Source organism: Bacillus cereus group sp. BfR-BA-01441 (assembly GCF_022663075.1).
GTDB lineage: Bacteria > Bacillota > Bacilli > Bacillales > Bacillaceae_G > Bacillus_A > Bacillus_A cereus.
Genome location: NZ_JAKUEU010000027.1, coordinates 21,812 through 41,986, shown reverse-complemented (window position 1 = coordinate 41,986; position 20,175 = coordinate 21,812). Strand labels below are relative to the sequence as shown.

Here is a 20,175-nt window from a genome sequence, read left to right as displayed (position 1 = left end):
TAATGAAATATATTTGAGGAAAGAGGATATGTTATTGTATTCTCTTTTTCTATGTTTAAGGAGGCGAAAATGAAATATAAAGAACAGGAGTTTACGTTGGAGTTAAAAGAGAACATTCAATGTATGGAGAAGGAAATAGAGCGAATATCACTTAAACTGCATAAAGAGTATTCACATTTATACATAGAAAAACACATGGAATTAGATATGGGATTTGCAAGAGAAAAAGAGAATCCCTTTGAGGTGGGTTATTATTCATCAGTTGCTATAGCTATATTAGATGAAGAAAAAGAGCTGATTTGATTTCATAATATTCCAATTTGGAAATGTGAAAGAATCTTTTTAGGAATGCCAATTCAATCAAACATTTTGGGGAGTAAGAAAGTAGGGGAACTCGCTGATGAATCTTGTTATGAGATTGAGGAAGAGTTAAAAGAGCAACTAGAAGAATACTTAGAGTGATAATTCTCAAGATAAAATCTATAAAGAGGGGACGGAATAAAAAAGACGCTAACAATTGTATGTTAGCGTCTTTTTTCATTATGAAGCAATTTCACCAGTTTTTGTATCATCTTGATTGTACGTATCTTGATCTAATTCACCAAGCCATTTACTTGAAATAAGACCTGCTGTCATAGAGCCACTTACGTTAAGAGCTGTACGCCCCATATCGATTAATGGCTCAACCGAGATAACTAGAGCAACAATACCGATTGGTAAGTTCATTGTAGATAGTACGATTAAAGCTGCGAATGTTGCGCCGCCACCAACTCCAGCAACACCGAATGAGCTAATAGCAACAACAGCGATTAAAGTTAAAATAAATTGTGGTTGTAATGGATCAATTCCTACAGTTGGAGCGACCATCATTGCAAGCATTGCTGGATAAATACCTGCGCAACCGTTTTGTCCGATAGATACCCCAAATGAAGCTGCGAAGTTTGCAATTCCTTCGGAAATACCAAGCTTTTCTTTTTGCGCTTCAATATTTAATGGCATCGCACCAGCACTAGAGCGAGATGTGAATGCAAATGTTAATACAGGGAACACCTTTTTTAAATATTGAATTGGATTTAAACCAGATAGCGCAATTAATAATAAGTGGATAACGAACATTACGATAAGTGCTACGTAAGACGCTAACACGAAGTTGCCAAGTTTTAAAATAGCATTTATGTCGCTACCAGCAACTGTTTTTGCCATAAGAGCTAATACGCCGTATGGAGTAAGGCGTAAAATTAATGTTACCATACGCATTACGATTGCATATACAGCATCAAGCATCTTCTTAAATAGCTCTGCTTGTTCTGGATATTTTCGTTTTACACCTATAAAGGCAATGCCGATAAAGGCTGCAAATATTACGACAGAAATTGTTGATGTTGGACGAGCGCCTGTTAAATCAAGAAACGGATTTGTAGGTAATAGCTCTAATAATTTATCTGGAATTGTTGTCTTTTCAATAGAAGTAAATCTTTCTTCAACTAGTTTCAGACGAGCAGATTCTGCATCACCTTGTTGTAGGCCGGTTGCAGATACATCAAATCCTGCACTTGCAGCGATACCGACAGCTGCAGCGATTCCTGTAGTAAGAATTAAAATACCGATAATAAGGCCACTAATTTTACCAAGGTTTTTCGTTAACTGTAATTTTGTAAATGCTGAAATAATAGATACTAAAATAAGTGGCATAACGATCATTTGAAGTAATTTTACATAACCGTTACCGATTAAGCCAAACCAAGTATTTGATTCAATAATTACTTTAGAAGTTGGCTCATAAATAAATTGTAATATAAGACCGAATAAAATTCCGACTCCTAAAGCGGTAAATACACGTTTATTAAAAGATACATGCTTACGTTGCATATAATATAATACGCCAACTAAGATGAGCATGACTGCAACGTTAATTCCGACAAGCAGTGTATTCATGTTGATTCCCCCTAATTCCAATCTGTTATATAGAATATAAGGTAATAAAACCTATAAGTCAACTAGGAAATTCCGGAATTAAAAAAAAGATGGCAAAATGCCATCTTTTAATGTCCAGCCCCAGGCACAAGTAAGAATGTCGTGTAGTATGTAAATCCTATGAAGAAAACAGTTAAATATGCCCCAAATACGTATATATACATACGCTCTGTTAATTTTAAATAGCTTAAAAGTACGAAGAAACCTGTTTGTCCTAAAAATAGTAGTGCGGCCGGTTGCATATCCCCTACGTAAAACATAACCGAGAAAATTCCAGTCCAAAAGCCGAGAACGCGAAACATGCGCTCCATGCCATCTCCCTCCTTTTCTAAAAAAAGTAAACCTCACCTCATTATAGTTTATTTTTCTTACTATTGTAAATATTCGTTCATATAAAAAGAAGCCAATTATTATTGGCTTCTTTTTATATGAAAAATTAAATTGTTAGTTTATAATTACAAGATTTACATCCATCTAATAGACTATCATTTCGAGTTAATTCCATGTTAGGGAATAGGATTTCAAAAATCCCTTTCATCATATCTCCGTGCATGTTACAAATTTCAGTTGGATGATGAACAGCAACTTCTTTAAATGGACAATTGTGTACATCATAGAAAATTTTTGTTCCATCTGCACTTAATTCAAATGCAGGTGATAAGCCAGCTGTTGAGAAAGCTTCTTTTGCAATTTGAACTTTTTGTTCCACTGTTAAAGCATCTTCACTCACATTTAAACGTTGCATATGTTGTTGCATTAATTCAGCTCCGAATTGTTTTCCTGTTTCGTATAGCGCTTTTTCACCAGCAGCGCCAAGACTAAGTAAAGAATTAAATGCGATTCTTGCTAACAATTGATAATCACGGAATGGAAATTGTAATTGGATAACATCTTCAGATAAGACATACAATCTGCTCGGTCGTCCGCCTTTTCCAGTTTTCTTCGTTTCCGATTTTAGCATATGAACATCTTCTAGTTTAGATAAATGTAAACGCGCTACGTTTGGATGAATGTCAAACTCATCTGCAATTTCTTGTACCGTTACGTAACTATGTTTTTGCGAAATATATTTATAAATGTAATAACGAGTTGGGTCAGATAATACACCTGTAATTTTTAAAGCTTGTTCCATGAGGATCTCCACCTTTATCACTTTATCCAAGATAATAACATTATAATACAGATAAACATGAGTATAGGTAATTTCAGACAATAATTCGGAAATTGTTCATAATTTCACAAACATATTTTTCCTTTTTCCTCTATTGAAAATACAAAAGTCCAAATTTTTATTGCGCATGTTTTCATGCTATATACATAGTGAGGAGGGAAAAGTGATGAATGGGATTGAAATTTTTGCGAATGCAATTTTAAAAGAAGCGTGTAGGGTACAAGCGTCAGATTTACATATTGTGCCCCGGCAGAAGGATGTAGCGGTTCAACTACGTATAGGAAAAGATTTAATGACGAGACAGTGTATTGAAAAGGAGTTTGGAGAAAAACTTGTCTCACATTTCAAATTTTTAGCATCTATGGACATAGGCGAGAAACGGAAGCCACAGAATGGTTCGTTGTATTTGCAAATTGATGGACAAGAAGTGTATTTACGCCTTTCAACACTTCCAACAGTATATCAAGAAAGTCTCGTTATTCGCCTTCATTTACAAGCATCTGTTCAGCCCTTATCACATCTTTCGTTATTTCCAAGTACGGCAGCAAAACTACTCTCGTTTTTACGCTATTCACAGGGGCTACTTGTGTTTACTGGACCGACTGGATCTGGGAAGACGACGACAATGTATGCATTATTAGAGGTAATTAGAAAAAAGAAAACACGTCGCATCATTACACTTGAAGATCCGGTTGAAAAAAGAAGTGACGATGTATTACAAATTCAAATAAATGAAAAAGCGGGTCTCACATATGAAACAGGATTAAAGGCTATTTTACGTCATGATCCAGATATTATTTTAGTCGGTGAAATCCGTGATGAAGAAACAGCAAAAATAGCTATAAGAGCAAGTTTGACAGGACATTTAGTAATGACAACACTGCATACGAATGATGCGAAAGGAGCAATCATTCGCTTCATGGATTATGGTATAACGAGGCAAGAGATTGAACAGTCTTTATTGGCTGTAGCTGCACAGCGACTTGTCGAATTGAAGTGTCCGTTTTGCAGAGGAAAGTGCTCAACTTTATGTAAATCAATGAGGCAAGTAAGGCAGGCTAGCATATATGAGCTACTATATGGATATGAGTTAAAACAAGCGCTTAAAGAAGCTGGTGGAGAATGTGTTACTTACAAACATGAGACTTTAGAATCGTCAATACGAAAAGGATATGCTTTAGGTTTTTTAGAAGAAGATGTTTATGTTTAAGAAAACTTGGAGTTTAAGTGATCAAGTAGTATTGTTGAAACGTTTAGGAGAATTATTAGAAAAAGGCTACTCTCTTTTACAAGCATTAGAATTTTTACAGTTTCAATTACCTGTAGAAAAGAAAGTACAATTGCAGCGCATGATTGAGGGGTTAAAAGATGGGAAAAGTCTACACGATTCTTTTCATCAGTTAAAGTTTCATCAGGACATGTTAAGTTATTTATTTTATGCCGAGCAACATGGTGATATTTCTTTTGCTTTGCAACAAGGAAGTGCACTTCTTTATAAGAAAGATAAGTATAGGAGAGACATGATGAAAATAATGCATTATCCTATGTTTTTGATGTTTTTTCTACTAATCATGCTCTTTATTTTTAAACTCATTTTATTACCTCAGGTTGAAATGGTTTATAGTTCGTTCGGTTCTAATACACCACTACTTACAGAAAAAATTTTAAGTGCAATAAAACTGCTACCTTACATTATTTTAACCGCTATTTTAACTGTTATTATTGGAGGTATTTTATACATGTTGTATTTTAGGAAACTTCCACATATTAGACAGGTAAAAATTATGCTTCGTATTCCCCTCATCAAAACATTTCTTATTTTAAAGCATTCACATTATTTTGCTACTCAGTTGAGTGGTTTATTAAATGGTGGACTATCAGTATGTGAAGCTTTAACAATAATGATGGAGCAAAGATATCATCCGTTCTTTAAATATGAAGCGAGCCGGATTGAAAGACAATTAATTGGAGGAGAACAGTTACAATCTATCATTGCTAAAAGTGGGTATTACGAGAAAGAACTTTCTTATGTTATTACGCATGGACAAGCAAACGGCAATTTAGGGATTGAATTAGGTGACTATAGCGATCTTATTATGGAAAAGATGGAACGGAAAATTAAACATATGTTAGTTATCATTCAGCCTATTTTATTTACATGTATTGGAGGAATCGTTGTCCTTATGTACTTAGCGATGATTATGCCGATGTTTCAAATAATGAATTCTATTTAGGGGGCATTTGTATGCAGAATGAGGAAGGGTTTACTCTGTTAGAGATGCTATTAGTAATGGTTGTCATAACTATATTATTACTATTAATTATTCCGAATGTAGTTACACAGCGCTCATCGGTCCAAGGAAAAGGTTGTGCAGCTTACGTGAAATCTATAGAAGCGCAAATACAAGTATATCAATTACAACATAATAAAATTCCATCGTTAAAAGAACTGACAGATGAAAAGTATATTACAACTGATAAGTGCCCGAATGGCGAATCTATTCATATTTCAGATGATGGCGCAGTATCAATTAGGGCATTGTGAAACAACAGGGGTTTACTTTTTTAGAAATGTTACTCGTTTTATTTGCTATTTCTGTATTAAGTATAGTTACGTATTTTAGTGTTCATTCCTTATACGAGCGACAAAAAGTTGAACAATTTTTGAGACAGTTTTCAAATGATATTTTGTATATGCAGCAATTAGCGATAAACCGTCAAAAGCACTATACATTACGTTGGCATAAAGATAGAAATATGTATGCTATAAAAGAGTCAGGTACAAAGTATTATATCGTCAAGCGAGAGTATGAAGAAGATATACAAATTGATTTGCATACGTTTCCAAATCCGATGACATATAATCCAAGTGGAAATATTAATAGAGGTGGTACGATTATAATTTCGTATCGAAATTATAAATATGAAATTGTATTTCAGCTTGGAAGAGGGAGATTTACGTATCGTGAAATGTCAAAAAGGATCCATAATGGCTGAAATGATTGTATCGTTAAGTGTTTTAATGATGGCTGTATCGTTACTACTACCGCAAACAGTATTAGTTATGCAAGAAAGAAAAAATATACAAATTCGTTATAAGGCAACTGGATTATTAAAAAAAGAAGCAGCTATATATATGTATGGAAATGAAGACAAGCGAATAATAGAAAAGAATATAAATGGAATTGTGTATTACACATATTGGGGAGGCAATGAAGTTTGTACTGTGTGGAGAGATGTGAAAGACAGAATGATGGAACAATGCTTTTATGTAGGAGAAAAAATAAATTAGAATTTGGTTTTTCATTAATAGAAATGATTGTATGTCTGTTTCTATTATCAATATTTTTTTTGCTCTTTCCCCGCCTACATTTCATTGAAATGGAAAATAAACAGTCGAAAGGGTTAAATGATTGGGAGTGGGATGTGTATTTAGGGCAAATGCAATTGGAGTTTCGTGAAGTATCATCTGGAGAACAGCTAGCATTTGAAAATGGAGAAAGTATTTTACGATTCCGATCGCGTAATGGGAGTGAAGTATCGTATGAAAAAGAGAATAGTCGTCTTATAAGAAAGGTAAATAGGCGCGGGAGGGAAGTTGTTTTACAAAATATTGGAACGGTTTCTTACAAACTAACACCTCATGTACTCATTATAAATGTGAAAGATACTAGTGGGAAAATATATGAAGGTGTAGTTATGCGATATAGCGAAATAGGAATAAACGTATGAGAAAGCAAAATGGATTTACAATGCCTGGAACGATTATCTTTCTTATTTTATTAACTTCTTTTTTTATATACGAAACAAATATGTTGTTTACAGATAAAAAATTTTATATAGAAATAGAACAAAAGTTTTTATTGGATGAATTACTTAACCGATCTATTACAGATATAAAAAAAGATTTACAGCAAAAAGAAAAAGAAGGTACATTTTTCTTTCAGTATGAAAAGGGAGAAGCGAGTGGAAATTATGTCTTTGAAAATGATTTAATTCTCGTTACGTTGCAGTGCACACTCAAACAGGAAGCTTTCTATACGGTAGGTTTTCGGTATAGAAAAAAGGATGGGAAAATAGTCGATTGGATAGAAGGATAATATGTAAAATATATGTAAATAAATCAAGGTTTCCTATTGTAAATTAAATTGATTTTTTAGAAGAAATGGATAAATATAATGATTAAAAGTTTAAATTTTCTCAAAAAAGAGAAAGGTAGAAAGAATATGATATATTCATGCTATCCAATCATTATTTTTAGGGAGAATAGGGAAATGACAAACAACAATCAAATAGGTGAAAATAAGGAACAAACTATTTTTGATCATAAAGGAAATACGATTATGACAGAAGATAGAGAAATACACATTATTTCAAAATTCGAAGAACCTCTTATTGTCGTATTAGCAAATGTACTAAGTGATGAAGAGTGTGATGAATTAATTAAAATGTCTAAAAATAAAATGAAGCGTTCTAAAGTTGGTTCATCACGTGATGTAAATGATATTCGAACAAGTAGCGGTGCATTTTTGGAAGACAATGAACTTACTTCAAAGATTGAAAAACGAATTTCATCTATCATGAATGTTCCTGCGTCGCATGGTGAAGGATTGCACATTTTAAATTATGAAGTGGATCAACAATATAAAGCACACTATGATTATTTTGCGGAACATAGTAGATCAGCTGCTAACAATCGTATTAGTACGCTTGTAATGTACTTAAATGATGTAGAAGAAGGCGGGGAAACGTACTTCCCGAAATTAAATCTTTCTGTACATCCTAGAAAAGGAATGGCAGTATACTTTGAGTATTTTTATCAAGATCAATCACTAAATGAGCTTACGTTACATGGAGGGGCACCTGTAACGAAAGGCGAGAAATGGATTGCAACGCAGTGGGTGAGAAGAGGTACTTATAAGTAAAAGCGAATGTTACGTTTTGTTCTTCATAGTATAAGAACAAAACGTTTTTTTATTAAACAAAGTAGCATCTTTCGTTATAATAACAATTAATAAATGACGATTGAGAGGACAGAAAATGAAATCTATATACATAACCGGCTATATGGGAGCAGGGAAAACAACAATTGGAAAAGCGTTAAGTCAAGAACTTCAAATGGATGTTGTAGATACTGATCAAAAAATCGAAGAGAAGCAAGAGAAGGCAATTCGTGATATTTTTGCCGAAGAAGGCGAAACGGCTTTTCGGGAATATGAAAGCGAAATGTTACGTTCGCTACCAGTCCATAATGTCATTATTACAACTGGTGGGGGAATTATTGAACGAGCAGAAAATCGCAAGTGGATGAAAGAGAACGGAACTGTCGTGTATTTATATTGTGATCCGCATGTAATTGCAGAAAGGCTTCGTGAAGATACGACACGTCCACTATTTCAAAAGAAAGATATAGATGCATTTGTAACGAAATTTGAATTACGCCGAGCTTATTATGAAGAGGCTCATATTCATATCGATACGACAAATAAGTCTGTAAAGCAAATTATGAATGAATTAAAGGAAAAGATTAATGTATAAAAAAGTGGACATACTAATCAAGTAGAGGTGATGATAATATGTCTACTAATGATTATGTTCGCTTTGTGACGCAGCAGTTTGTGTCGTATATGGATGCTCCAAAAGAAGATCGAAAACAAAAGAAAGAACAACGCCGTGCTGAAAAAGAGCCATTTATGAATAAGTGGTTTGGTGTTATGCCGCTGAGTGCTGCTTTGTTTTATCGAAATGTAAAAAGTAAAAGAAAAAAATCAAGTTAAATTTTAGTCATATGTCTAGCAAAATAAAGATGCCCTAGTGTCGTAATACACTAGGGCATCTTTGTTTACTGCACGGATTCTTGTTCTTCCGTAACGGCATGTATTTTATTGTTCACCCATACAAATCCTATTCCGATACAAATAGAAATGCCCCATCCGACAGCGGTCATAATCGCTCTCATTTCACCATAGCCATCTACACCAAAAACAGAGATGAAATAAATTTTTAAAAAGCTTTTTAATATAAATTGTAGCCCGAAAAATAACGTTAAATATTGCAGTGCTGGATATATACGACTATCACGATAAAGCTCACGACTTTTATCGCGATCATGGCCTTGCAGCGCTGCAATATCTGCTGCGAAATATAACATAAGTGGTTTTTTTATAAAAATTGTACATATAACAATAATGCCGAGTACGATGTGATAATACGCATCGTTCCATAACATTCGTTCAGCTGATCCAGATAATAGATCTACCGTTGTATTAGAAATGAGTGTAATTAAAATAAAGAACCCTGTTACGTTAAACTGTTTTTCTTTTTTAAAGGTATACAGTGTATAAATAATCCCCGGAACAGAGGAAAGTAACATCGCGTAATAAGGATCGATATAAGGTTTTGCAAATTTCCAAATGAGGAATGGGATTACGAGATAAAAGACAAGATCTAATATAGCTTTTTTATTTTGATTCATACAAAGCCTCCTTAAGTCATACATATATTTTATAATATAATTTCTGAAAATTGTATAAGGTTTAATGGGAAAAGAAAAAATATATCAATTTTCGAGGGGGTAGTAGATTGAAAAAAATTGCCCCTAGCGTAGTAAGTTTTTTTAGTATATAATAAAGGAAACGCTTTCATTTTTAATTTGTTCACAAAATGGACGGAAAATCACATATTTACTATCGATATGTTGCTTTATAATGAAACTAATTAAATATACATGCATACAATATTGTGAAATAAATAACATAAATAATCTATATAAATGTAAACGTTATCAAAAGAGAGAGGTGGAGACAATGAGTAAATTTTTCTTCAATCATAATCCAGCAACAGTAGAGGATGGAAGGCTTGTTAAATATGCTGAAATTATTTATGGAGAAGGTGGCCGTTCTGTATTAGAAAATTTAATGGTGAAGGCATCTATCAGATTGCGTGATCGTTATCCGAATAAATCTGACGAGCAGATCTCGAACCTAGTAAATAAAGGCATCCATGATATGTTTCAAAAATATGTGAGCGAGTAAGAGTGGCCAATGGCTGCTCTTATTTTTTTGTATAAGGATTGTAACTCTAGCTGAAAATAAACATGTATTCTGAAAAACGTAAAAAGGAGTGGGAAAGATGAGCAATGGAATTGGACGTTCGAAAGAAAATCTTCCAACTGATGCAAATCATGTGAGCGCGAAGGATCGTGCGTATCAAAAACGCATGGCAAAGCAAAAACAACAAGAGCGTAATGAGGATAGAGAGTAACTCGAAATAAAGCTCCTTCTAAAGCAGAAGGAGCTTTATTTTGATAGAAAATGATTCGCGGTAACATAAAAGAGTCCACCGTTAATAATTTGCACTGTAATACGTGGTTCATACTGTTCTTGCAGAGCTTGTTTTTCAATTTCATAGCTCTCAGGAAGTTCGTCACTTTCTTCATAAAAACGGTTTAAAAGGTCTAAATCATGATTCCAACGCACTCTTGCTTCTTTTGCCCACGTATGGTCATCTTCTGCAATTATATTTTTTAAAGCGTCTTCTATGCGTTGTAAACCGCTTTGAGGTTTAATGATGGGCGAGAGCGTAAAACAAAAATCAGGTATTTTTGGTGTAAGTTTAATGTTTGTTAATGTTTCATGAAAGTTTGCCATCATTGTTCCAGAAATGAGATGAATACCAATCGAGTGAAGGATGTCTTTTTTTCGATCACATTGATAGGAAACTTTTATATTAATACCGAGCCAAGGGTGGAGCGGTGTATGTGTTGCTCCATTATGTCTTACATCCTCATATAAACGTATGTATGAGCCTAATTCTTTTGTCGTTTGGAAAATTTGATGTAGACGTGGTGAACCGTAGTGAATAAGCTCACCATCATTTTCTTTATTTTCTGGATTTGTAATAAGAGTAAGGCGCATCGGATTCGGTACGCCTCCTGTTTTCTCAAGATAGTGCCAATAAAAAGGGCGATTCATTAATAATTTATCCATCTCAATTGTTAACTGTACATCTAATAAATGAGGAGAACGTTCTAAAATTTCACAGTTATTCGCCTCAAAGAAATTGTATAAGTAATTATGAATTTCATGTTGCTGCATAGCCTTGCACCTCAGCTTCATTTCGTTTCGCAAAGTCGATAATAGATGTTAAGTTTTCCATCTTAATTCTAATTTCACCTTCGCTTTTTGATTGCGCGAAAATTTCTTGAATGTGCGCGTCGATGTTTTTCATATTAATTCTCGTTAAAATTTCATCGAGTTCACCGATAACACGCTCGAATAAGTTGATTTTTTCATATAACAGTTTCAGAATATGTTCTTCAACAGTATGCTTTGTAGCTAAGTTATAAATATGAACATCATTCTTTTGACCGAGACGGTGAATACGTCCGATTCTTTGCTCAAGACGCATTGGATTCCATGGCAAATCATAATTGATCATATGGCTACAAAACTGTAAGTTAATGCCTTCTCCGCCAGCTTCCGTTGCAATTAACACTTGGGCACGATTTTGGAAAAGTTCCTTCATCCAATCTTTCTTCCCGCGTTTAAATCCGCCGCGGAATGGGACAGAAGAAATACCGTGTTGTTGTAAAAACCATTGTAAGTACATCTGTGATGCTCGGTATTCCGTGAAAATGACGACTTTATCGTCAATTTCTTTTATAAGCTCTAGAGCTTTAGTTGCTTTCGAGTTGAAAGGAATATGATTAATTTTGTCCATTAGCACATCGATATGTGGATCTTTTATATAATGTTCATTTTCTTTCTGTCTTTTTTCTACATGCTTTTTCAATGAATAGTAAACAGCCTCACGACTACTACACGCTTCCCGTTTTAACGTTAACGATGAGAAAGCAGATGTGAAGGCGTCTTGTCCTCGCCAATTTTCGATATCATTATATAGAGCTTGTTCTTGTTCATTAAACTCAACAAAAATTGTACGTACATGTCTCTTCGGCCAATCGATACCGGTATTATGTCGTCTATTTCGCACCATTACTTTGTTAATGAGAGCTTTTAAGTCTTCATCTGATTCGGCTGAACGATTTTTGGAAGCGTAATATTCTTCAAAGTTTGATTGATTGCCTAGATGTCCTGGCTTTAATAAAGAAACAAGGTTAAAAATTTCATCAATCTTATTTTGAACAGGAGTAGCGGTTAGTAATAAACAAAACTTCTTTTTTAATCGTTGTGCAAATTCATAGTTTTTTGTTTTATTATTTTTCAGTTTATGTGCTTCATCGATAATAATAAGGTCATATTCTAAGTTCAACACGATATCGCGATGTGGTGAACGTTTCGCAGTATCAATTGATGATACGATTACGTCAGCTTGTTCCCACGAGTAGCTTTTCTTTTGTGCTACAGCGGGAATGAAAAACTTTGTATTCAGCTCGTATGCCCATTGTGATACGAGAGAAGCTGGGACAAGTATAAGTACCTTTTTCACAAGCCCGCGGACCATGTATTCTTTCAAAATAAGTCCAGCTTCGATTGTTTTTCCAAGACCTACTTCATCTGCTAGAATCGCTTTACCATTCATTTGTTCAATTACATTTTGAGCGACTTCTAATTGATGCGGAAGCGGTGTGAAATGGGATAAATGTTTCGGTGCTTGTAGTCCATCAAAAGTAGGAACAAGTAACGATTTTTCTGTTTCATAAGCTAAGTGATATAAATCCCAGTTTGTCCAAGGACCATCTTCATCAATTCTATTTAAAAAATTGTTTTGCCACGTCCGATCTACGGAAATATCGACATTCATTACGACTCTCCCACCTTTTATAAACTAAAGTAATTATTTTTTAATGTATGATGATTTGCCTTAAAAGAAGGCATAATTATCGTTATTAAAGGCTATATGATAGACAATAATAAAGTATTAAATCTCAAAAGCTGTATTTATTGTGTTTTAACATAAAAAATTCTAAATTATTTTTTATGCTAGAATATTGATGAAATATAGCGAATGATGTTAGGATAATGGTGTGAAATGTGTGGAATCTTTCGTATTTTATCCAAGAAAGTGATTTTTTATTTACGCTTTCATAAAAAAATATAATGAGATTCCGTATATCCTATCTTTTCAGAATGAAAATGTTTAGAAAAGGGAAGCAACTTTTATTGATTTGTCAAAGCATAAGGGGGAGAGAGCATGATTACATTACAACGTACACCGTTATTTGATGTATACGCGAAGTATGGTGGGAAAACAATCGACTTCGGTGGTTGGGAATTACCAGTTCAATTTTCAAGCATTAAAGAAGAACACGAAGCTGTACGTACAGCTGCAGGTTTGTTCGATGTGTCTCATATGGGAGAAGTTGAAGTAAAAGGTGTAGATAGTTTAGCATTTTTACAACGTGTTGTTACAAATGACGTATCTACCTTAAAGGTAGGGGGCGCACAATATACAGCTATGTGCTACGAAAATGGTGGTACAGTAGATGATTTATTAATCTACAAACGTGGTGAAGAAGACTATTTATTAGTAATCAATGCATCAAATATCGAGAAAGATTACGAATGGTTAGCAAGTCATGTAATTGGCGATGCGACAGTAGTCAATGTTTCTAGTGAAGTTGCACAGCTTGCAATTCAAGGACCAAAAGCAGAAGGCATTTTACAAAAAGTTGTGTCAGAAGATTTGAAAGAAATTAAGTTCTTTAAATTTAAAAACGATATTCTTGTAGATGGAATTCCAGCACTTGTATCTCGTACAGGTTATACAGGTGAAGATGGATTCGAAATTTACTGTAAGAGTGAAGATGCTGCAAAACTTTGGGAGAAACTTCTTGAAGTTGGAGCAGAAGAGGGCTTAAAAGCATGTGGTTTAGGTGCTCGTGATACACTTCGATTCGAAGCAACATTACCACTTTATGGACAAGAATTATCAAAAGATATTACACCGATTGAGGCTGGAATTGGCTTTGCGGTAAAAACAAATAAAGAAGCAGACTTCTTTGGAAAAGCAACGTTAAAAGAGCAAAAAGAAAACGGTGCGCCTCGTAAATTAGTCGGCATCGAAGTAATCGAACGTGGAATTCCTCGTACGCATTACCCTGTATTTATTGGTGAAGAAAAAATTGGGGAAGTAACAAGTGGTACACAATCTCCAACGTTAAAGAAAAGCATTGGTTTAGCACTAGTTGATGTAAAATACGCAGCAGTTGATACAGAAGTAGAAATTGAAATTCGTAATAAACGCGTCAAAGCAGTAGTTGTTCCAACACCATTTTACAAACGTTCAAAGTAACGGGGAGAGGGGTAGATTTCATGTTGCATCGTTATCTTCCAATGACAGAAGAAGACAAAAAAGAAATGTTACAAACGATCGGCGTTCAAACGATCGATGAATTATTCTCTGATATTCCAGAGAGTGTTCGTTTTAAAGGGGATTTAAAAATTAAAGAAGCAAAATCAGAGCCAGAGCTTTTAAAAGAGCTATCTCAAATGGCTAGTAAAAATGCTAACTTAAAAGAATACGCTTCTTTCTTAGGAGCAGGCGTATACGATCATTATGCTCCAGTAATTGTAGATCATGTTATTTCTCGCTCAGAATTTTATACAGCTTACACACCATACCAACCGGAAATTTCACAAGGGGAATTACAAGCAATCTTTGAATTCCAAACAATGATTTGTGAATTAACAGGAATGGATGTAGCAAACTCTTCTATGTATGACGGGGGTACAGCTTTAGCTGAAGCGGCAATGTTAGCAGCTGGCCATACTCGCAAAAAGAAAATTCTTGTATCTAGCGCGGTTCATCCAGAATCAAGAGCAGTACTTGAAACGTATGCAAAAGGTCAAAATCTTGAAGTTGTTGAAATTAATCATAAAGATGGTGTAACAGATTTAGACGTATTACAAAGTGAAGTAGATGATACAGTTGCTTGTGTAATCGTTCAATATCCAAACTTCTTCGGACAAGTTGAAAAATTAGCTGATATTGAAAAAATCGTTCATCAACAAAAATCATTATTTATCGTTTCTTCAAATCCATTATCATTAGGCGCATTAACACCACCAGGGAAATTTGGTGCTGATATTGTAATCGGTGATGCACAACCATTCGGTATTCCAACGCAGTTTGGTGGACCGCACTGTGGTTACTTTGCAACAACGAAAGCATTTATGCGTAAAATTCCAGGACGTCTTGTTGGACAAACTGTAGATTCAGATGGTAAACGTGGATTTGTATTAACGTTACAAGCACGTGAACAGCATATTCGTCGTGATAAAGCGACATCTAACATTTGTTCAAACCAAGCGTTAAATGCATTAGCAGCTTCTGTTGCAATGACGGCACTTGGCAAACAAGGTGTGAAAGAAATGGCACGTCAAAACATTTCTAAAGCACAGTATGCAAAACGTCAATTTGAAGCGAAAGGCTTCACAGTAACATTTGCTGGACCATTCTTCAATGAGTTTGTTGTAGATTGCAAACGTCCAGTGAAAGAAGTAAACGATGCATTATTACAAAAGAATATTATCGGTGGTTACGATCTAGGCCGTGATTATAAAGAGTATGAAAACCATATGCTTGTAGCAGTAACTGAGCTTCGTACAAAAGAGGAAATTGACACACTTGTAAACGAAATGGGGGCTATCCAATGAAGAACCAAGACCAAGCACTTATCTTTGAAGTGAGTAAAGAAGGACGCATAGGATATAGCTTACCCAAATTAGATGTAGAAGAAGTGAAACTAGAAGATGTGTTTGAGAGCGATTATATTCGAGTAGAAGATGCAGAGCTACCAGAAGTATCTGAACTTGATATTATGCGCCACTATACAGCACTTTCAAACCGTAACCACGGTGTTGATTCTGGATTCTATCCACTTGGATCTTGTACGATGAAATATAATCCGAAAATTAATGAGAGTGTAGCTCGTTTCGCAGGATTTGCAAATATTCATCCACTGCAAGATGAAAAGACAGTACAAGGTGCAATGGAATTAATGTACGACTTACAAGAGCATTTAATTGAAATTACAGGTATGGATACTGTTACTTTACAACCAGCAGCTGGTGCACACGGAGAATGGACAGGTTTAATGTTAATTCGTGCATACCATGAAGCGAATGGTGACTTTAACCGTACGAAAGTAATTGTACCTGACTCTGCTCACGGAACGAACCCAGCATCTGCAACTGTAGCTGGTTTTGAAACAATTACAGTAAAATCAAATGAAAATGGCCTTGTTGACTTAGAAGACTTAAAACGTGTTGTAAACGAAGAAACAGCAGCACTTATGTTAACAAATCCTAATACATTAGGTCTATTCGAAGAAAATATTTTAGAAATGGCAGAAATCGTCCATAATGCAGGCGGTAAATTATACTATGATGGTGCAAACTTAAATGCGGTATTAAGCCAAGCACGCCCAGGAGATATGGGATTTGACGTTGTGCATTTAAACCTTCATAAAACATTTACAGGTCCTCACGGCGGTGGTGGCCCAGGTTCTGGTCCAGTAGGTGTGAAAGCTGATTTAATTCCGTACTTACCAAAACCGATTTTAGAGAAAACGGAAAGTGGTTATCACTTCAACTACGACCGCCCAGAAGCAATTGGTCGTGTGAAACCATTCTATGGTAACTTCGGAATTAACGTTCGTGCATACACGTATATTCGCTCTATGGGTCCAGATGGTTTGCGTGCAGTAACGGAGTATGCTGTATTAAATGCGAACTATATGATGAGAAGATTAGCGCCATTCTATGATCTTCCATTCGATAGACATTGTAAGCATGAATTTGTATTATCAGGTCGTCGTCAAAAGAAACTTGGTGTACGTACATTAGATATTGCAAAACGTCTGCTTGATTTTGGTTACCATCCACCAACAATTTACTTCCCATTAAATGTGGAAGAATGTATTATGATTGAGCCGACAGAAACAGAATCAAAAGAAACATTAGATGGTTTCATTGATAAGATGATTCAAATCGCTAAAGAAGTAGAAGAAAATCCAGAAGTTGTACAAGAAGCACCGCATACGACAGTCATTAAACGTTTAGACGAAACGATGGCTGCACGTAAACCAGTTTTACGTTATGCAAAGCCAGCTCCTGTACAAGTTTGATTAGAATAACAAAAGAAGAACTCGCTGAGGCGGGTTCTTTTTTTGTATGGATAATTTGTCCCGCATTAACGGACAGTAAACTCCCAACTCAAAACTTAGCTGGTGCAAAGAAGCCAGGTGGGAGATAAACTGTCCGTAAATGCCCGATTGGTTCAACTAATAATCAGTGGGGATGAACAAAAATCCCCACTGATTAAAGTTTCACTTTATACAGAAATAGTGAAGAAAATGTTAAAAAAATATATTTTTTGTTTCCTAATGGTGTAAAGGTGTAGTTTTATAGGTAGTTTTGTTGAAAAAGTCGGTTTGATAAAAGTATTTATTTTTGTTAGAATTTTATTGAAATTAAGAAGATGTGATGAGGCAAAGATTACTCATTTTTATGTATATGTGAAAAAACGAACAAGACGGGGGTGAAAGTGTGGGATATCGATGTTATAGAATGGTATACCATTTAGAAAATGGAGAAACAATTAAAGATGTAAAAGAATTTTGCTATCGAGACCAAGGAAAAGTGTTAGAAAGAGTAGCAAATCGTGTAATGGATAATAGAGAAGTGACGGCGATTGATAAACAAGGAACAATCATTTCAATAGCATGTGAGGACATTGTAAAGGTAGAACTTGATTACATAACAGAAAGTTAACCTTGAGTCATATCGAATTATTCGATAAAATAAACTGTTGAATGGTGAAGTGAGAAGAGAGGAGTTTATCATGGGTAGTACAAGACACTTTTATATGTTTATCTTAGCGTTTGTTCTTGTTGTCGCATTAACGATTTACTTAATCGTTGACAGCAGCTGGTACAACACGGTTCATCCGGCATTCCTTCTGTTTATGTATATAGGAATTGCAGTAGTAAGTTTCGGAATGAGAGACGAGATGTTAGATCGCTTTGAAAAGTGATACATATACGAAAGACCAACAGGAAAATGTTGGTCTTTTTTTCTTGCCAAAAATAGGATGATGTGTATATACTGTATATATAAGGTATATACAGTATATACACACACTGGAGGAAAACATGAATATTATTATTTCGAATTCTTCCCAAGACCCTATTTATGTGCAAATAAGAAAACAATTAAGCCAGCTTATTTTAAATGGTGTTTTAAAGGGTGGAGATCAATTACCGTCTATTCGTAGCTTAGCGAAGGAATTGCAAATTAGTGTAATTACAACGAAGCGTGCGTACGAGGAGCTTGAAAAAGAAGGATATATAGAAACTGTTGCTGGGAAGGGGACTTATGTTTCACGTAAAAATAATGCACTATTAAAAGAACAGCGGCTACGTCTATTGGAAAGTAAGGCTGAAGAAATCGTAAAAGAAAGTAAAGTGTTGCAGCTTTCACTTGAAGAATTGCAGCAGATGATTGCGTGTTTATATAAGGGGGAATAAGAGATGTTAGAGTTAAAAAACGTTTGTAAAAGTTATGAAGGTTTCGCAGTGAAAAATATAAGTTTTACGTTACCACGCGGATATATTATGGGGTTTGTCGGACCGAATGGGGCTGGGAAAAGTACGACAATCAAAATGATTATGAATTTAATTAAAAAAGATAACGGAGATATAAAAATTTTTGGCAAGGACAATAAGAAAGCTGAAAAGGAAATAAAACAAAATATCGGCTTTGTATATGATGAAAATCATTATTACGAAGATTTAACGTGTGAACAAATGAAGCGTATTATTGCACCGTTATATAAAAAGTGGGACGAAGAGCAGTATCAATCGTATATACATAGATTGCAAGTTCCAAAGTATAAAAAAATTAAAGAGCTATCTAAAGGGATGAAAATGAAGTTTGCGATTGCCATCGCACTTTCGCACCACGCAGAGTTTATTATTATGGACGAACCGACAGCAGGGTTAGATCCAGTTGTTCGAAGTGAATTACTTGATATGTTGCAAGAAATTGTAATGGAAGATGAAGTATCCGTATTATTCTCAACGCACATTACAACAGATTTAGAGCGCATCGCAGATTATATTACGTTTATCAACGATGGAGAAATTATATTTACTGGTGAAAAAGACGACTTAATGGAGAACTACGTAATCGTAAAAGGAAGTAATGATTTATTAGACCGAGAAGGAAAAGAACTATTTGTTGGATTACGAAAAAATAAGTTTGGTTTTGAAGGTTTAGCGAAGGATAAACAAGCAATTATAGATTGGTTTGGAAATGAGGTTGTAATAGAAAAGCCTACATTAGACGATATTATCGTTTACACCGCGAAAGGAAGAGATGCCTATGCGTCAGCTCGTATATAAAGATTTGTTCTTTTTTCGGGTAATTTGGTTAGTGAATCTTGTTATGCCCCTTTTGTTCTTTATGTTAGATGCAAGTGGTGAATTGTTATTTCCAATGAGTTGTCTATTTATAACCTTTTCATCGGTTATGACGTTAACCGTTATGGATGAAAGAAATAAAAGTGACATTGTTATAAATAGTTTACCGGTAAGTCGAAAGGATATCATAATTGCTAGATATATTTCCTGTGCAATATTCATTGTTGGTGCCATTCTCTCTACGATGTTAGTTGTTTTTCTTATAAGGGGTATTGTGGTTATTAGTGATATCGGTGTATATCATCCTAATCTATACATTGAAATTCCATGGTATGAAGTCATAAATGGAGCTGTTTATGCCACATTTTTTGTTGTCACGTTTTTCCCTAGTTATTATGGTACAAAATCGAAGGTAGTAAGAAGTATAGGATCAGCAGCATCAATAGGAGTGGGTGTAATTCTTTGGATATTTATTAGTGATGGGCTGAATGAAACAACATCTTCATTCAGTGAGTGGATTATGAATCCAGTACATATTGGTGTATTTATAGTTGGAGGAATGATATTAGCTAGTGTCTATATCGTTTCTATGTTTCTTACAATTAAAATTTATGAAACGCGTGATTTATAGAGAGGAGAATTT

General features: G+C 34.7%; 27 protein-coding genes and 1 pseudogene. 21 read left to right on the top strand and 7 right to left on the bottom strand.

What is annotated here, in order from left to right; all coding sequences use genetic code 11:
* Positions 1-69: 69 nt before the first annotated feature.
* Positions 70-462, top strand: a pseudogene (locus tag MR107_RS13695) (hypothetical protein).
* A 78-nt stretch (positions 463-540) separates the two neighbouring features.
* Here MR107_RS13695 and MR107_RS13690 read toward each other — a convergent pair.
* The 3 genes from MR107_RS13690 to MR107_RS13680 all read right to left on the bottom strand — a co-directional run bounded on the left by MR107_RS13690 (position 541) and on the right by MR107_RS13680 (position 3,106).
* Positions 541-1,935: an L-cystine transporter gene (locus MR107_RS13690; RefSeq protein WP_001094345.1), complete on the bottom strand. Its 1,395-nt coding sequence runs from the start codon at positions 1,933-1,935 to the stop codon at positions 541-543.
* 107 nt (positions 1,936-2,042) lie between these two features.
* On the bottom strand, positions 2,043-2,285 hold the full coding sequence (locus MR107_RS13685; protein ID WP_000440716.1) for a DUF2626 domain-containing protein: 243 nt from the start codon (positions 2,283-2,285) through the stop codon (positions 2,043-2,045).
* A gap of 125 nt (positions 2,286-2,410) precedes the next feature.
* On the bottom strand, positions 2,411-3,106 hold the full coding sequence (locus MR107_RS13680) for a helix-turn-helix transcriptional regulator (protein ID WP_000434125.1): 696 nt from the start codon (positions 3,104-3,106) through the stop codon (positions 2,411-2,413).
* Between the two features lie 205 nt (positions 3,107-3,311).
* Here MR107_RS13680 and comGA point away from each other — a divergent pair, with 205 nt between their 5' ends.
* The 10 genes from comGA (at position 3,312) to MR107_RS13630 (ending at position 8,922) form a co-directional block, all read left to right on the top strand.
* Positions 3,312-4,355, top strand: a complete 1,044-nt coding sequence (gene comGA, locus MR107_RS13675) for a competence type IV pilus ATPase ComGA (RefSeq protein ID WP_001013170.1) — start codon at positions 3,312-3,314, stop codon at positions 4,353-4,355.
* Positions 4,342-5,379 carry a competence type IV pilus assembly protein ComGB gene (comGB, locus tag MR107_RS13670; protein ID WP_302851171.1) on the top strand — a complete coding sequence of 346 codons (1,038 nt, stop codon included), beginning with the start codon at positions 4,342-4,344 and terminating at the stop codon, positions 5,377-5,379. The genes comGA and comGB overlap by 14 nt, the downstream gene beginning before the upstream one ends.
* Positions 5,380-5,390: 11 nt before the next feature.
* Positions 5,391-5,690 (top strand): competence type IV pilus major pilin ComGC, encoded by a 300-nt coding sequence (comGC, locus tag MR107_RS13665; RefSeq protein WP_001178687.1) that lies wholly within the window; start codon positions 5,391-5,393, stop codon positions 5,688-5,690.
* Positions 5,687-6,142: a competence type IV pilus minor pilin ComGD gene (gene comGD, locus MR107_RS13660; RefSeq protein ID WP_000813141.1), complete on the top strand. Its 456-nt coding sequence runs from the start codon at positions 5,687-5,689 to the stop codon at positions 6,140-6,142. The genes comGC and comGD overlap by 4 nt, the downstream gene beginning before the upstream one ends.
* Positions 6,135-6,437 (top strand): hypothetical protein, encoded by a 303-nt coding sequence (locus tag MR107_RS13655; protein ID WP_000829469.1) that lies wholly within the window; start codon positions 6,135-6,137, stop codon positions 6,435-6,437. The genes comGD and MR107_RS13655 overlap by 8 nt, the downstream gene beginning before the upstream one ends.
* Positions 6,407-6,877: a competence type IV pilus minor pilin ComGF gene (gene comGF / locus MR107_RS13650; protein ID WP_000923101.1), complete on the top strand. Its 471-nt coding sequence runs from the start codon at positions 6,407-6,409 to the stop codon at positions 6,875-6,877. Before MR107_RS13655 ends, comGF begins: the two co-directional genes overlap by 31 nt.
* On the top strand, positions 6,874-7,245 hold the full coding sequence (gene comGG, locus MR107_RS13645) for a competence type IV pilus minor pilin ComGG (protein ID WP_001231316.1): 372 nt from the start codon (positions 6,874-6,876) through the stop codon (positions 7,243-7,245). The genes comGF and comGG overlap by 4 nt, the downstream gene beginning before the upstream one ends.
* Positions 7,246-7,419: 174 nt before the next feature.
* Positions 7,420-8,070: a 2OG-Fe(II) oxygenase gene (locus MR107_RS13640; RefSeq protein ID WP_242292444.1), complete on the top strand. Its 651-nt coding sequence runs from the start codon at positions 7,420-7,422 to the stop codon at positions 8,068-8,070.
* Between the two features lie 115 nt (positions 8,071-8,185).
* Positions 8,186-8,683 (top strand): shikimate kinase, encoded by a 498-nt coding sequence (locus tag MR107_RS13635; RefSeq protein WP_000836660.1) that lies wholly within the window; start codon positions 8,186-8,188, stop codon positions 8,681-8,683.
* Positions 8,684-8,721: 38 nt separating this feature from the next.
* Complete coding sequence (locus tag MR107_RS13630; protein WP_000106083.1) at positions 8,722-8,922, top strand: YqzE family protein; 201 nt, start codon at positions 8,722-8,724, stop codon at positions 8,920-8,922.
* Between the two features lie 65 nt (positions 8,923-8,987).
* Here the strand turns inward: MR107_RS13630 and MR107_RS13625 are convergent, their stop codons facing one another.
* Entirely contained in the window at positions 8,988-9,620 is a 633-nt protein-coding gene (locus tag MR107_RS13625; RefSeq protein ID WP_001073111.1) for a VC0807 family protein, read from the bottom strand.
* Between the two features lie 141 nt (positions 9,621-9,761).
* Positions 9,762-9,878, bottom strand: coding sequence for a hypothetical protein (locus MR107_RS13620; protein WP_001987222.1), 117 nt, complete (start codon positions 9,876-9,878; stop codon positions 9,762-9,764).
* Between the two features lie 73 nt (positions 9,879-9,951).
* Here MR107_RS13620 and MR107_RS13615 point away from each other — a divergent pair, with 73 nt between their 5' ends.
* Both MR107_RS13615 and MR107_RS31365 read left to right on the top strand, forming a co-directional pair.
* Complete coding sequence (locus MR107_RS13615; protein ID WP_000032702.1) at positions 9,952-10,179, top strand: hypothetical protein; 228 nt, start codon at positions 9,952-9,954, stop codon at positions 10,177-10,179.
* A gap of 97 nt (positions 10,180-10,276) precedes the next feature.
* Entirely contained in the window at positions 10,277-10,408 is a 132-nt protein-coding gene (locus MR107_RS31365; RefSeq protein WP_000064668.1) for a hypothetical protein, read from the top strand.
* Positions 10,409-10,443: 35 nt separating this feature from the next.
* Here the strand turns inward: MR107_RS31365 and MR107_RS13610 are convergent, their stop codons facing one another.
* Both MR107_RS13610 and MR107_RS13605 read right to left on the bottom strand, forming a co-directional pair.
* A complete protein-coding gene (locus tag MR107_RS13610) occupies positions 10,444-11,241 on the bottom strand; it encodes a YqhG family protein (protein ID WP_242292443.1) in 798 nt (265 codons plus the stop codon).
* Positions 11,228-12,910 (bottom strand): DEAD/DEAH box helicase, encoded by a 1,683-nt coding sequence (locus tag MR107_RS13605; RefSeq protein WP_001100040.1) that lies wholly within the window; start codon positions 12,908-12,910, stop codon positions 11,228-11,230. Before MR107_RS13605 ends, MR107_RS13610 begins: the two co-directional genes overlap by 14 nt.
* A gap of 390 nt (positions 12,911-13,300) precedes the next feature.
* On the opposite strand from MR107_RS13605, the gene gcvT reads away from it, so the two are divergent.
* The 8 genes from gcvT (at position 13,301) to MR107_RS13565 (ending at position 20,163) form a co-directional block, all read left to right on the top strand.
* Positions 13,301-14,401 (top strand): glycine cleavage system aminomethyltransferase GcvT, encoded by a 1,101-nt coding sequence (gene gcvT, locus MR107_RS13600; RefSeq protein WP_075677893.1) that lies wholly within the window; start codon positions 13,301-13,303, stop codon positions 14,399-14,401.
* Positions 14,402-14,421: 20 nt separating this feature from the next.
* Entirely contained in the window at positions 14,422-15,765 is a 1,344-nt protein-coding gene (gene gcvPA / locus MR107_RS13595; protein ID WP_075677895.1) for an aminomethyl-transferring glycine dehydrogenase subunit 1, read from the top strand.
* Positions 15,762-17,237 (top strand): aminomethyl-transferring glycine dehydrogenase subunit 2, encoded by a 1,476-nt coding sequence (gene gcvPB, locus MR107_RS13590; RefSeq protein WP_000795703.1) that lies wholly within the window; start codon positions 15,762-15,764, stop codon positions 17,235-17,237. The genes gcvPA and gcvPB overlap by 4 nt, the downstream gene beginning before the upstream one ends.
* A gap of 442 nt (positions 17,238-17,679) precedes the next feature.
* Positions 17,680-17,883 (top strand): DUF3929 family protein, encoded by a 204-nt coding sequence (locus tag MR107_RS13585; protein ID WP_000262496.1) that lies wholly within the window; start codon positions 17,680-17,682, stop codon positions 17,881-17,883.
* Between the two features lie 70 nt (positions 17,884-17,953).
* On the top strand, positions 17,954-18,145 hold the full coding sequence (locus tag MR107_RS13580; RefSeq protein ID WP_000535933.1) for a hypothetical protein: 192 nt from the start codon (positions 17,954-17,956) through the stop codon (positions 18,143-18,145).
* Positions 18,146-18,263: 118 nt separating this feature from the next.
* A complete protein-coding gene (locus tag MR107_RS13575) occupies positions 18,264-18,638 on the top strand; it encodes a GntR family transcriptional regulator (RefSeq protein ID WP_242292442.1) in 375 nt (124 codons plus the stop codon).
* A gap of 3 nt (positions 18,639-18,641) precedes the next feature.
* Positions 18,642-19,514, top strand: a complete 873-nt coding sequence (locus tag MR107_RS13570; protein ID WP_242292441.1) for an ABC transporter ATP-binding protein — start codon at positions 18,642-18,644, stop codon at positions 19,512-19,514.
* Positions 19,495-20,163, top strand: a complete 669-nt coding sequence (locus tag MR107_RS13565; RefSeq protein WP_001249554.1) for an ABC-2 transporter permease — start codon at positions 19,495-19,497, stop codon at positions 20,161-20,163. Before MR107_RS13570 ends, MR107_RS13565 begins: the two co-directional genes overlap by 20 nt.
* The last annotated feature ends 12 nt before the right edge of the window (positions 20,164-20,175 follow it).